The sequence below is a fragment of the Nostoc sp. GT001 genome, from assembly GCF_030382115.1.
In the GTDB taxonomy this organism is placed as follows: Bacteria; Cyanobacteriota; Cyanobacteriia; order Cyanobacteriales; family Nostocaceae; genus Nostoc.
Map to the genome: position 1 here is coordinate 4,034,222 of NZ_JAUDRJ010000003.1, position 13,362 is coordinate 4,047,583.

The 13,362-nt window shown below is 41.8% G+C and carries 13 protein-coding genes; 7 read left to right on the plus strand and 6 right to left on the minus strand.

The window, feature by feature from the left end; all coding sequences use genetic code 11:
- Positions 1-67: 67 nt before the first annotated feature.
- The 3 genes from QUD05_RS20070 to QUD05_RS20080 all read right to left on the minus strand — a co-directional run bounded on the left by QUD05_RS20070 (position 68) and on the right by QUD05_RS20080 (position 3,806).
- Positions 68-2,287: an O-linked N-acetylglucosamine transferase, SPINDLY family protein gene (locus QUD05_RS20070; RefSeq protein WP_289797608.1), complete on the minus strand. Its 2,220-nt coding sequence runs from the start codon at positions 2,285-2,287 to the stop codon at positions 68-70.
- A 190-nt stretch (positions 2,288-2,477) separates the two neighbouring features.
- On the minus strand, positions 2,478-3,035 hold the full coding sequence (locus QUD05_RS20075) for a type IV pilin-like G/H family protein (protein ID WP_289797609.1): 558 nt from the start codon (positions 3,033-3,035) through the stop codon (positions 2,478-2,480).
- A 204-nt stretch (positions 3,036-3,239) separates the two neighbouring features.
- On the minus strand, positions 3,240-3,806 hold the full coding sequence (locus QUD05_RS20080) for a Uma2 family endonuclease (protein ID WP_289797610.1): 567 nt from the start codon (positions 3,804-3,806) through the stop codon (positions 3,240-3,242).
- Between the two features lie 58 nt (positions 3,807-3,864).
- Between QUD05_RS20080 and QUD05_RS20085 the strand changes: the two genes are divergently transcribed.
- The gene (locus QUD05_RS20085; protein ID WP_289797611.1) at positions 3,865-4,062 is read left to right on the plus strand and encodes a hypothetical protein; all 198 of its coding nucleotides are present in this window, start codon (positions 3,865-3,867) and stop codon (positions 4,060-4,062) included.
- 137 nt (positions 4,063-4,199) lie between these two features.
- Positions 4,200-5,570, plus strand: coding sequence for a thioredoxin-disulfide reductase (gene trxB, locus QUD05_RS20090; protein ID WP_289797612.1), 1,371 nt, complete (start codon positions 4,200-4,202; stop codon positions 5,568-5,570).
- A 242-nt stretch (positions 5,571-5,812) separates the two neighbouring features.
- Here trxB and QUD05_RS20095 read toward each other — a convergent pair whose 3' ends face one another.
- Positions 5,813-6,100: a hypothetical protein gene (locus QUD05_RS20095; RefSeq protein ID WP_289797613.1), complete on the minus strand. Its 288-nt coding sequence runs from the start codon at positions 6,098-6,100 to the stop codon at positions 5,813-5,815.
- Positions 6,101-6,394: 294 nt separating this feature from the next.
- On the opposite strand from QUD05_RS20095, the gene QUD05_RS20100 reads away from it, so the two are divergent.
- The 4 genes from QUD05_RS20100 to QUD05_RS20115 all read left to right on the plus strand — a co-directional run bounded on the left by QUD05_RS20100 (position 6,395) and on the right by QUD05_RS20115 (position 8,977).
- Entirely contained in the window at positions 6,395-7,291 is an 897-nt protein-coding gene (locus QUD05_RS20100; protein ID WP_289800021.1) for an ABC transporter permease, read from the plus strand.
- A gap of 221 nt (positions 7,292-7,512) precedes the next feature.
- Positions 7,513-7,722 carry a hypothetical protein gene (locus QUD05_RS20105; protein ID WP_289797614.1) on the plus strand — a complete coding sequence of 70 codons (210 nt, stop codon included), beginning with the start codon at positions 7,513-7,515 and terminating at the stop codon, positions 7,720-7,722.
- 124 nt (positions 7,723-7,846) lie between these two features.
- Positions 7,847-8,767 (plus strand): ROK family protein, encoded by a 921-nt coding sequence (locus QUD05_RS20110; protein WP_289800022.1) that lies wholly within the window; start codon positions 7,847-7,849, stop codon positions 8,765-8,767.
- A 3-nt stretch (positions 8,768-8,770) separates the two neighbouring features.
- Positions 8,771-8,977 (plus strand): hypothetical protein, encoded by a 207-nt coding sequence (locus QUD05_RS20115; RefSeq protein WP_289797615.1) that lies wholly within the window; start codon positions 8,771-8,773, stop codon positions 8,975-8,977.
- Between the two features lie 219 nt (positions 8,978-9,196).
- On the opposite strand, the gene QUD05_RS20120 is transcribed toward QUD05_RS20115, so the two are convergent.
- Positions 9,197-9,619, minus strand: coding sequence for a hypothetical protein (locus QUD05_RS20120; protein ID WP_289797616.1), 423 nt, complete (start codon positions 9,617-9,619; stop codon positions 9,197-9,199).
- A 169-nt stretch (positions 9,620-9,788) separates the two neighbouring features.
- Positions 9,789-11,426 carry a CTP synthase gene (gene pyrG, locus QUD05_RS20125; protein WP_289797617.1) on the minus strand — a complete coding sequence of 546 codons (1,638 nt, stop codon included), beginning with the start codon at positions 11,424-11,426 and terminating at the stop codon, positions 9,789-9,791.
- Positions 11,427-11,510: 84 nt separating this feature from the next.
- On the opposite strand from pyrG, the gene QUD05_RS20130 reads away from it, so the two are divergent.
- Positions 11,511-13,265, plus strand: a complete 1,755-nt coding sequence (locus tag QUD05_RS20130; RefSeq protein WP_289797618.1) for an N-acetylmuramoyl-L-alanine amidase family protein — start codon at positions 11,511-11,513, stop codon at positions 13,263-13,265.
- The last annotated feature ends 97 nt before the right edge of the window (positions 13,266-13,362 follow it).

Here is a 13,362-nt window from a genome sequence, read left to right on the forward strand (position 1 = left end):
ATTAGCTTAGACATTGTACTAGCTTTTATTAATATTGAATTTGAGGGTTAAAACCCTCACTAAAAGCTTATTTACCCTCAATATACCTTTGCCACATCTGCTCGTAAGCCTTTTCCATCTCACGGGTAAACTGTTTGCCATTCCACAACGGGGCTGTTTGTCGAGATGCTTTCAATTTCAAAGCCACCTGCTGACGTAAAGCCTCATCTTTCCCCAAACGCACACCCCATTCTATATACTCTTCATCAGTCCAGGCAATACCTTCTGTGATACCCGCATTCATCATCATAGTGTAGCTGTTACGTGCTGCAAATTGTTCACCAACTCTTGTCACTAAAGGGATACCCATCCACAATGTTTCTAAGGTTGTTGTTGCTCCGTTGTAGGGAAATGTATCTAATACAATATCAGCAATGCCTAAATTAGCACGATGAACTGACTCTAAATAAACTTGTGGTAAAAATCGTAACCGAGAACAATCTACACCTTCTTCTTCGGCAATTTGGTAAAAGAAGCGTTTAATTGTTTCCTGTTCAGCAGGCCCTTTTATCAAAAAGTAGCTGTTAGGTACTTGTTTGAGAATTTGCATTTGCCATTTTATAGTTTCTGGATGACGTTTATATCCTCTTTGGGCGCTGAGATAGACAACGGCATCCATAGGAATATCCAAGTCATCGCGGCGGAGAGTTGGTACACCAACTTCAAAACCATCTACTGCTATGTAAGTTTGGGGTAATCGCCAGATTTTTTCTGTATAGTAATCTTGTGCATCATCTGGCAGTACATAAGGATCTGCAATAAAGTAATCAATTGCAGGTATACCTGATGCATCCCACCCCAGCCAAGTAACTTGAATTGGTGCTGGCTTGAGTGCCATTACTTCACTAGTAACATCTAGAGTGATGCTATCAAGGTCAATTAAAATATCAATTTCATCTTGATATATCTGGTCAGCAATTTCTAGACCATTCATACCTAATTGACGGGCTTTTCCTGCATTACCTAGATACCACTCTTGGAGATAGTCATTTACTAATTTGTAATTAACAAAATAAGTATGAATATCAAATTTATCTCGATTATGATGCTGAAATAGCCAGCGAGCTAGCCAACCAACAGAATGATTTCTTAAAGCGTAAGATACATAACCAATTTTTAATTTTTTTGAATGAGCAGTTAAAGAGGAATGATTAATAATTTGGCGCTCGTAGTTTTTTCCTTCTGATTTTGCAAGAGCTTGAAGATCATTATAAAAAATTTCAGCTACTTTATTATGAATAGCTCGGAATTCAGCAGGAGCATCTTTAATGTGAGGGATCGCAAAAGATGGTGTAAGTAAACGCAATATTCTTCCTTTTTCTAAAGGAATTGGTTGAGCTTGAATAAACTGTTGAAATACAGTTTCTAATTCTTGGCAAGTTGTACATATCTCTTGCCAATATCCCCCTGCTGACATTAGACCTCTTAACAGCAAATGGAGTGCAAAAATTTTATCAGCCAAGCCTTCTGATAAGGAATAACACAACTTAGCCGTCTCTATCCCCTGAGAATAATTACGAGCATCTTGATAAAAAATCGCTAAATGCCGCAAAATTTCTACATTTTCTGGCTCCAATCGTAAATGTAATTTTAGAAGAGATGATGCTAGTACAGGCTGTAGTAAAGTATGACCAATTTGCAGAGCAGCCGTAAGTAATATATCGAAGCATTGATAAATATCAGAAAAGTAAGGTAAACAAGCTTCTGCTAAATCTAAATTTATTGGATGTAAAGGAATAGTACTTAAAACTTCTTGTAAAACTTGTGTTAATAGTTCGGTATTGACATTTGCACTTTGCTTTTCATTTAAAAATTTAATTAATCCCCACTCACGCAAATCATCAATTTCTTCCAATTTTTCGAGTTTGAGAGAAAGCAATAAAATCTGGAGTAAATTATTGATATCACTAGGATTAATTTCCCGCATATGCTGACGAATTAACCAGGCTATGGAGTATTGCCTTAGATTTTCGCGCCTTTCTGCTTCTATTTGCAAAAATTCAAACAGTTCAAGTGTCCAAATTTCTAAATGCTTTTCGTCTGCCTCTGTCATTGGCAGCATCCAAGTCATTTGAGCTTCTGCCTCTTGACCTTGTAATAATAATATCAATCCTAAATGCCAATAATATGAAACAGCATTTGGTTCTATAGCAATTGCCTGCTCATATAATTTTGACGATTCCAGATAGTTTTCTTGAAGGAAGTATTCTTCAGCCTGATTTTGCCAACTATATGTATTAGTAATCATTGTGATTGTTGGGGAAAATGTATGGGTAATATATTGTCAAGGACTCACATTATGGAAATAAAGTGGATAGAAAAATCTACCCACTTTAAAAAGTACATAATTTAGTTAAATGCAAACTACATAAAGAATTAGTTTTGCTATGAAGTGGCTTAACCGAACTATATTCTCACGTAGTAAATCATGTTTCTACTTATCTCAAAGGAGTAAAGTTGGTGGGACAACTAGGTCCGGTTGCGCCAGCGGTAGCATCACCTGCTGCTAAACCACCGTTAACTCTTGCTTTGTCTGCTTCACACAAAATAGCTATAGTAGTAGCTTCACTGGTAGCAGCTTGTGTTGCTACACTCACACCACCAACATAAGTTTTGAGGGGTGCAGTAGCAATCACTGTATCTGCTTGGTTACTTACTAGGCTGGGGCTACCACTACCACCGCCAGTAATTTTGTATATGTAATTCGTGGTTTGTGTTGCCACGCCAAGACCTAATTTACCAAAGTCAGCTTGGGCTGCAAATTGATTTTGTTCCAAGTAATAAGCTTGTTGCGCGCGGTTCATCGAACCTGTATAAGTTTTAGCTTCTGACTGCTTGGCTTTGTTAGCTTGGTTCAAGAAAGAAGGTAGAGCGATCGCAGACAAAATACCGATGATGATAATTACTACTAGTAATTCAATAAGTGTAAAACCCTCATTTTCATTCTTTTTGTTGAGGATGTGTTGGAGAAACTTGGCTTTTAATTCGGTTTTCATAAGTGTTTTCCTGGGGTAGGAAGTGCTTGGGTGTTCTAGATGTAACTTACCCAGCTGCGATCGCTTTCCTATCACCTCCAGAAAAAAAGTTTGGCAAGATCCGGTTAGACAATCCAGAATCCTTGTATCCCAATTGACACAGATATAACTAAGCCCCTGTTGTTCACCAAGAGCTAGATTCTTAATTTCATTTGTGAGACTACTTTATTCAAACTCAGGTGGCCACAGTTCTGATACTGCTAGTTCCCAACCTGGTAGCAAGTCTGGTAATACAAGTGTCTCTCCATTTTGTAATACCATTGGAGTTTGGTTTATTCGATAAACCGTTACTGTCAATTTGTCAGGGTCAATCAATATACCGACTGTAGACCCAAGTTGCAAAAATAACTGAATCTTCTCTTCAAGCGGTTTAATTCTGTCGCTTTTAGATTTAATCTCAACCATCAAGTCTGGAACTAACTCTACAAAGTCGCGCTTGGTCTTCTTCAATCTGTCAGCGCGAACAAAAGACACATCAGGGGCACGCAGATTTGTTTTTTCCGAGTCACCATCTTCTATACTCGGTATGATAAAGCCAGCGCTAGAACCAGTTATACGTCCTAGTCTGCGCGACATGACCCAGTTATTCAAGAAGGTAATGAGACGAGCGCCAATTTCCTCTGACTCGTAATCTGATGGCCCCATAACTATAATTTTCCCCTCTACCAGCTCCATCTGCCATTCTGGATGCTCAGTTTGTAGCTGTTCTAAGTCTTTAATCGCAAAGGACATAATACACTAAATAACGCTTTTATATCTATCATACGTACCCTAACCTACGAAATCTACAATGCTTGATTTAGATGCATTCAAAAATACTCGATTGTACGAGAGTATGTTGGCAAAGACTAAGCCGAAAACTGAACTAGAAACAAAGTTGAAATTAGTCCCAAAATGTGTTGATAAAGGTATGAGTATTCAAGAAACAGCAGAATTTTTAGCACTAGATGTTGAAACTATCAGAAAATATCTGCAAGAAGAGTCTTAGCGCTTAAGAGGATGTTTGGCAAGCGTTGAGCAGATACTAAGTACCGTAGGCGTTTTATGATCGCTTACCGTCTGCCATAGCCAATCGTAAATTGTTGTGCTATATTAAGCGTAGTCGTTATGAGTTCATATATTTTCATGACTAACCCTACAGTAGAAAACTTGGTAATTATCGGTTCTGGCCCAGCAGGGTACACAGCTGCCATCTATGCCGGACGCGCTAACTTGAAACCCGTTGTATTTGAAGGTTTCCAAGCCGGGGGATTACCTGGTGGGCAACTAATGACAACGACGGAAGTTGAGAATTTTCCAGGGTTTCCTAAAGGAATTACTGGGCCTGAACTGATGGATCAGATGAAGGCACAGGCGGAGCGCTGGGGGGCTGAACTATATACTGAAGATGTTATATCAGTTGACTTGAGTCAGCGTCCATTTACAGTGCGATCGCAAGAAAGGGAAATAAAAACCAACAGCATCGTCATTGCTACTGGTGCAACAGCAAAGCGTTTAGGTTTACCCAGCGAACACGAATTTTGGAGTCGGGGTATCTCTGCTTGTGCAATTTGCGATGGTGCAACACCAATTTTCCACGGTGCAGAATTGGCTGTAATTGGTGCTGGCGACTCGGCGGCGGAAGAGTCAATTTACCTCACCAAATATGGTTCCAAGGTAAATATGTTGGTACGCACTGATAAAATGCGGGCTTCTAAAGCCATGCAAGACAGGGTTTTGAGCAACCCGAAAATCCAGGTGCATTGGAACACAGAAGCCGTAGATATCTTCGGTAGCGATCGCATGGAAGGGGTGAAAATCCGCAATACTAAAACTGGTGAAGAGAGCAAACTGCACGCTAAGGGTTTATTCTACGCCGTTGGTCATACTCCCAATACCTCTTTATTTAAAGGGCAATTAGAACTGGATGAGGTGGGTTACGTTGTCACCAAGCACGGTACTGTGGAAACCAGCGTAGAAGGGGTTTTTGCCGCTGGCGACGTCCAAGATCATGAGTTTCGGCAAGCAATTACGGCTGCGGGTACTGGTTGTATGGCGGCGATGTTGGCAGAACGTTGGTTGTCATCTACTGGCTTGATTCAAGAATTCCATCAACAGGCAGAAACAGCAGATAATGAATTAGAACATCAGCCAGCCAAAAAGACTGAAGCTGAGGAAGAAGCTGGATTTAACTTGGATGGAACGCGTCATGAGGGAGGTTATGCTTTACGGAAATTATTCCATGAAAGCGATCGCTTACTCCTGGTTAAATACGTCTCTCCTGGCTGTGGCCCTTGTCATACCCTGAAGCCAATTTTAAATAAAGTGGTGGATGAATTTGACAGTAAAATTCACTTTGTGGAAATTGATATCGACAAAGACCGAGATATAGCTGAAAATGCTGGTGTGACAGGAACGCCAACGGTTCAATTGTTCAAAAACAAGGAACTGGTGAAGGAAGTCAAAGGCGTGAAGCAAAAGAGCGAATATCGCCAGTTGATTGAAAGTAATCTTTGAGATATTAGGAATTGGGCAGTTCCCAATATCCAATACCTGCCATAGCCCAATACGCTTGGGTTATAGGTTCTTGGTGTAGATAATTGTTATTTTAAGACGCGATAAATCGCGTCTCTACATCAGGGTTTTGTTGCTCATTCTGAACTGTATTGCGCCATAGCCGATAACTTTAACAGCTCATTCTTTGCATCTTGAGACAGGTGCAAAGGATGATTCTAACTCAGAAATTGAGCTAATTAATATCAATTATCTTGATGACGATCACTTGTATCTTGCTCAGTTTCTAGTAGCCGTGAAATAAGCATATCTGGTTTTCTGCTAATAATAGACTTAACTTTATCAATAGCAATTACTTCACTGATTTTCACAACCATTTCCCAGAAAGTATCTTCCTCTGTATCTTTGTTGTAAGTTCTATGTTTAAACCACAACAAATCATCCCAAACTCCGATAATTGTGGCGAAATACCACTTATCTCTTACTAGTATCCAGATTTCTTGTTCTAAGTAAGTCTGTAGAAGAGGTTTCACAATGACTAAAGATAATGAAAAAGATTGTGCAACATATTAAGTAAGTATTAATAGCTAAGACAACAGTTAAAATACTGAAAGTGTGTCAAAGAAATCAAAGGCTGCATCATCAAGATGACTGATTGGTTGATAAAGATGATCACGGTTAAAAATAAGGCATAATTTCACCTCTAACTCAGTCTAGCTCTGTATACACCGCGAAGCAGTCGGACTTTTATTCAGGATGTTTACGCAATTCTCCATCTAATATGTAAAATGGTCAGCGTATCAAGCTTTGCTCCAGGCGATCGCTTTATGGCCATTACAAAACGGCGACTACCGACATTTTTACAGTTTGGCAAAAGTCTCAATCTTTCCCAAAAACTCATGCTCATCGGGTTAGCCATTACCCTATTTTTCATCTTCCTGGCATTTTTCGCTCCCGTATTGCAGGCTTGGGGATGGCTGCAAAACCCCAAAGATTTCCTCTCTAATCCAATTCACGAGCCACCCTCAGCTAAACATTGGTTTGGTACTAGTCGCCTGGGTTATGATGTGTTCTCCCGAACAATCTTCGGCGCTCAAGCTGCTTTGCAGGTGGTGATTTTGGCAACGGCGCTGAGTATGATTATCGGTGTGCCTTTGGGGATGCTGAGTGGTTATCTCGGTGGGAAGTTGGATAAGGTGTTGCTATTTATTATGGATAGCATCTACACTCTACCAGGGCTACTGCTGTCTGTGACACTGGCGTTTGTAGTAGGGCGTGGGATATTAAATGCAGCGATCGCTATTAGCATTGCCTACATCCCCCAATATTACCGCGTTGTTCGCAACCACACCGTGAGCGTGAAAACTGAAGTGTTTATCGAAGCTGCTCAAGCAATGGGCGCTTCCACTTGGGTTGTGCTTTCTCGTTATCTGTTTTTCAACGTCATTCAAAGCGTACCCGTCCTATTTACACTCAACGCCGCTGATGCGATTTTGGTGTTGGGTGGTTTGGGCTTTTTGGGGCTAGGACTTCCCGAAGAAGTGGCAGAATGGGGACATGATTTAAAACAAGCCCTAGAAGCTCTACCTACTGGTATTTGGTGGACTACCCTGTTCCCTGGTTTAACGATGACATTCATGGTTGTAGGGTTATCACTACTTGGTGAGGGGTTAAATGAATTTGTCAATCCCCGATTACGGAGAGAAAATAGAATCCGAAAGTAGTTATTGGTCATTAGTCATTAGCAAAAGACGAAGGACAAAGGGACTTCCAACTAAAAAAATATCCCATCGCTGTCTAGGCAGGGGAGCAGGGGGCAGGGGGCAGGGGGAGAAAGAAAAATATTATCTGAGTAAATTGGATAATTTATTTTCTGGAAGTCCCAAAGAACAAAAGACGAAGGACAAAGGACAAATAAACACAAATAAACAATAGAGAGATTTGTATGAAAGATAATCTAACGTTAATTGCTGCCGCTACAGGCGGGTTTATCCTTTCCGTTGCTCTTGCTGGTATCTTAAGGGGTACGCCAATTACAGCTTGGCAGGAACAATCGAGTTTTCGTACCACAACTGTTGCTAATTTACAGAGAGCAGAATTGAAAGCCCCGCGTCTTAAGATTGGTAATGAAAACGACTCGCATTCAATAAAATAGAAAATTTAGAATTCTTTCGCGCCAAAACGCTAAGTACAGATTTGCGGAAAATAGTGGCGAATTAAGGGTGGAAATTGAAACGCAGAGGGGCGCAGAGGTAAGCGCAGAGGATACGCAAAGGTTTATGGCTTGGTGTGAGGATTTTAAAGTGGTGAGTTCTCAAGTAATTGGCATTGATGTGGGTGGAACAGCTATTAAGCTGGGGCGTTTTGCCGCTGATGGTACTTGTCTGCAATCTTTGACTGTGGCAGCTCCCCAACCGACAACGCCGGAAGCGGTGTTGACGGTGTTGGTAGATGCGATCGCTCAAATTGATCCAGAAAATCAAGCTGTTGCCATTGGTGTTGGTACTCCTGGCCCATCCGATGCCGCAGGACGCATTGCCAAAATCGCCATTAACTTACCTGGATGGATCGATGTGCCTTTAGCAGACTGGTTAGAAGTTAAAACTGGCAAACCGACTGCGATCGCTAACGATGCTAATTGCGCTCTTTTGGGAGAAGCTTGGCTGGGAGCTAGTCGCCACTTTCAAAATCTGATTCTGCTAACTTTAGGAACTGGGGTTGGTGGTGCAATTATCCTCGATGGCAAACTATTTATTGGACATCAAGGAGCCGCTGGGGAATTGGGTTTAATTTCACTCAACCCTGATGGGCCAATTTGTAATAGTGGCAATCGAGGCTCTTTGGAACAATATGCCTGTGCGACTGCAATTCGCCGCCGCACTCTTAAAGAACCCATTGAATTAGGTTTTCTTGCCCAACAAGGAGATGGCGCAGCATTGACTTTTTGGCAAGAATATGGTAAGTACTTGGGAATTGGTTTGACCAGTTTGATTTATGTACTCACACCGCAAGCGATTGTTATTGGTGGTGGTATAAGTGGCAGCTTTGAGTTTTTCTTACCAGGTGTAAAGGCAGAAATTGAGAAGCGAGTACAGCCTTTATCACGAGAAGGTTTACAGATATTGCCCGCAGAGTTAGGTAATTTTGCCGGGATAGTGGGTGCAGCAAAGTTGGCGTGGCAACACTATTCAAGATTTTAAATTATGGTTAAAACAATCCCAGCTAGAGACATCAGTCTTTACGAATTAGAAGAAAAATCTGGTTTACAACTTGCCATAGACACTAACTTTTTTCCAGAATGCAAAGTTATGCCATCAGGCTTATCGCCTACCTATACTTGCAACTCAAATCCAGGTAATATATCTTCTCCAGAAAGAATCGCTGGCATTTGCATAACTTCTACAGAATAGAATTCCCTGTCTAATGGTGCAAGTCCTCTAGAAGAGGACTAGAAAAACTTGGGTTAAAGCACTGACAGCTATTATGCAATACAGTACAGTTTTTCTTTTTGCCCTTTCCTATCATAGCTTTCAGCTTTGAGGATGTACCTCATAGCTGCCGGAAGTGCTGTATTGCTAACTACGTTACCTTTAGTTAAAAGTTTAACAAGAGTAAGTTCCTCATTCACACTAAGATAAAGAATATCCTGTTGCTTTCTTAACGTATTTCACAACTTTTTCATAAGATTCAGGATTACTCACAGGGTTGATGATGATGGGAATAGTGCCATCTGGCAACCAAAAAGTTATCCTACCGTTCGGTTCATGACAAAAGGAACTGATGCAGTTGAGATTAATTACATATTCATTTTTTTCGTAAATTATTCTCACCCAGTGGGCATGATCTAATTCTAATCCTGTCACACATTCTAAATAATCGAGAATTTTTTGATAATCTTCCAGGTTACTTTGTGGGTTAATTACTATGGGAATGGCGCTATCGGGTAGCCAAAAAGTAACTCTGCCATTCAGTTCATAACAAAAAGCATGGACACGTTCAAAATTTACTACATATTCTTTCCTCTCGTAAAGGATTTTCACCCAGTACGCCACAACATCTCCTCAAGTCCGAAATTTACGAATGATGCACCCTGGATGTCCAAATCTACTGAAGCCTTAAGTTAATGTTGTTATGCACCAATTCAAAATCTAAAAAATTAATTTTGAATTACGAATTACGTTAGCGTAGCGGTAGCGAGTATTCGAGCGTCATTACGAATTGTTATGACACCTCCAATGGTGTTGGTGTGCTAGATGTGGAAAGAGAAAGAGCGATCGCTGTTTGAATAAACCCTTTAAATAAGGGATGAGGTGTACTGGGGCGTGATTGAAATTCTGGATGAAATTGGCAAGCAAGAAAGAATGGGTGCTTGGGTAATTCCACAATTTCAACTAAACGTCCATCGGGAGAAGTACCACTAATCACATAGCCAGACTTTAACAACAGATCGCGGTAATCATTGTTGAACTCATATCGATGTCGATGTCGTTCATAAATTACATCTTCTTGATAAAGCTTGAAAGCTAAAGTATCAGGTATAACACGACAAGGATATAGCCCCAAGCGCATTGTACCGCCTAAATCAACTACTTCCTGCTGTCCTGGCAATAAATTAATTACCGGATCAGTTGTATGAACGTCAAATTCAGCACTGTTGGCACCTGTTAATCCCCCTACGTTTCTGGCCCATTCAATCACGGAACATTGCATTCCCAGGCATAATCCCAAAAAGGGAATTTGGCGATCGCGGGCGTATTTAATGGCGGCAATTTTGCCATCAACTCCCCGAACCCCGAAACCTCCTGGTACAACTATGCCATCGACACCCTCAAGATAATTTTCGGCTGGTTCAGTTTCCAAATTTTCCGAATTTATCCAACGCAGGCGCAGTTTGCCATAAGTGGAGATTGCAGCATGATTTAGTGCTTCCACTACAGATAAATAGGCATCACTTAACTGCACATATTTACCAACGATCGCAATTTCTACCTCGTGCTTGGGACTATGTAAACGTTGTACCAAGGTTTGCCACTGCGTCAAATCTGGTTTACGTTGTTCCATTTGCAGCAAGTTCAGCACTTGTTCTGCCATTCCTTCCCGTTCTAGATTTAGCGGTACTTCATAGATACTTTTGGCATCTTGGGAAGTAATGACGCATTCTTCCGGTACATCGCAAAATCCCGACAATTTCTGCTTTAATCCCTTGGGTAAAGGGCGATCGCTGCGACAAACTAAAATATCTGGTTGAATGCCAATGGATCTCAGTTCCTTAACTGAATGCTGTGTCGGCTTAGTTTTCATTTCACCCGCCGAGGCAATCCACGGCACCAGCGTAACGTGCATGTACAGCACATTCTGCCGTCCTACCTCTTTACGGAACTGGCGAATTGCTTCCAAAAACGGCAGTGACTCAATATCTCCCACTGTCCCGCCGATTTCTGTAATTACTACAGAAGGATTTGTACTTTTAGCAACTCGCAGAATCCGCTCTTTAATTTCATTGGTAATATGAGGAATTACCTGTACAGTACCGCCATTGTAGTCTCCGCGCCGCTCTTTATTGATGACTGCCTGGTAAATCGAGCCAGTAGTCACGCAGTTCAAACGCGACATCGAGGTATCGGTAAAGCGTTCGTAATGCCCCAAGTCCAAATCTGTCTCTGCACCATCTTGGGTAACAAATACTTCCCCATGCTGAAAGGGACTCATCGTCCCAGGATCGATATTAATATAAGGGTCGAGTTTGAGAATCGACACCGAATATTCGCGCGACTTGAGCAAACGCCCTAGACTTGCTGCTACAATGCCCTTACCAATACTGGAAACTACGCCTCCAGTAACAAAGATAAACTTAGTCATAGTATTTTGAATTTCTAACAACTTCTAAAAATACATCCCGTCATTGTGCCACAGTTGTTGTGGTGTCATCTTCTGTGATTTGCTGTGAAAAACCTCTTAGGATTAGTAATATTAGGCTGTATTCTCACCTCCTCAGTAACCTTGGCAGAGCCATCTCTCATAGTCGTTTTTCCCCAGACAAACTACCAGACAAGTGCCCAAAAAATCTTCTTTCTGGGCACTGCACCACCAGATGGTCAGGTTTTGATCAATAGTAAGCCAATTAACCGCAGCAAAGCTGGTCATTTTTCGCCTAGTTTCCCCTTACAGTTGGGGGAAAATCTTTTTACTGTGCGTCACCAGAATCAAGAACTTAAAATTAAGGTGATCGGGCTTAACGCTAGCCCTGAACTACCACAGGGGGTAGCCTTTGCGAAAGATTCTCTGACTCCCGCAGTTGACATTGCCAGATTACCGGGAGAAGTAATTTGTTTTAGCGCGATCGCACCTCCTAACGCTAATGTCTCTGTAACCCTGGCTAATCAAACTATTGCCCTTTTACCACAACCTCAACAAGCACAACTACCAAGTAATTTGGCAGCTTTGACAGGTCAAAATCAGCCTCATGCCCAGTCTAGCGTAGGCAACTATCAAGGTTGCACCGCAGTAGCAACAGCTGCCGATCTAGGAAAACCTCAATTTCAACTGACGCTTGATGGGAAGACAATAACTCAATCAGGATCTGGTAAGATTGAAATCCTCTCAAGATCACAGTTGCCAGTTTCTGAGGTTACAGTAGAGTTAGGCGTTGCTCGTACTGGCCCTAGCACCGATTATTCCCGACTTACACCATTGCCCAAAGGCACACGCGCAACAGTTACAGGTAGGGAAGGTGAATGGTTGCGCCTAGATTATGGCGCTTGGATTAATAGTAAAGAAACCCGCATTCTCCCTGGTGCAGTTCCGCCACAAACAATAATTCGCAGTGTCGGATACCGTCAACTCCCTAGTGCGACAGAGATAGTTTTCCCCTTGCAAGTTCCCGTACCCGTGAGCGTACAACAAAGTGAGCAAACTCTCGCTCTCACTCTCTACAATACCACTGCCCAAACAGACATCATTCGCCTGGATGACAACCCCCTAATTAATCGCCTAGACTGGCAACAGGAAGCCCCAGGACAAGTAAAATACACCTTTAACCTCAAAAAAGCTCAACAGTGGGGATACAAGCTGAGATACGACGGTACAACCCTGGTTTTGGCTTTGCGTCATCCGCCTAAAATCGGGAACACAAGACGAAAGCTTTTAGCTAATTTCAAGATTGTACTAGATCCAGGGCATGGCGGTAAAGAATCTGGTGCCAGTGGGCCAACTGGATATTTAGAAAAAGATGTCAATTTGGTAGTTTCCAAGTTGTTGCGGGACGAATTGGTGAAGCGAGGGGCAACGGTGGTGATGACGCGGGAGGACGACAAGGAAGTTTCGCTAGTAGAACGTCAGGCAATTATCAGTCAAGAAGAACCTGCGATCGCTATTTCCATACATCACAACTCTCTACCCGATAATGGCGATGCCGAGAAAACCAAGGGATTCGGCACGTTTTGGTATCATCCCCAAGCCCACAGCCTCGCAATATTTTTACAGAACTATGTAGTCAAAAAACTCGGCAGACCTCATTATGGGGTGTTTTGGAACAACCTAGCACTGACACGTCCCGCTGCTGCGCCATCAGTATTGCTGGAATTGGGTTTTATGAGTAATCCTGATGAATTTGAGCAGGTAGTGAACCCAGAAGAACAGAAGAAAATGGCAAAAGCGATCGCTCAAGGGATTACAGAGTGGGTTAGGAGTGTGAGATAAATTTTGAGGTACAAGACTAGTTCCTAATTGTATTTGGTGGAGTGCGATCGCTATTTTTAGTTCTGAAGTCACTTGCAAGATTTAATCAATATTTGAT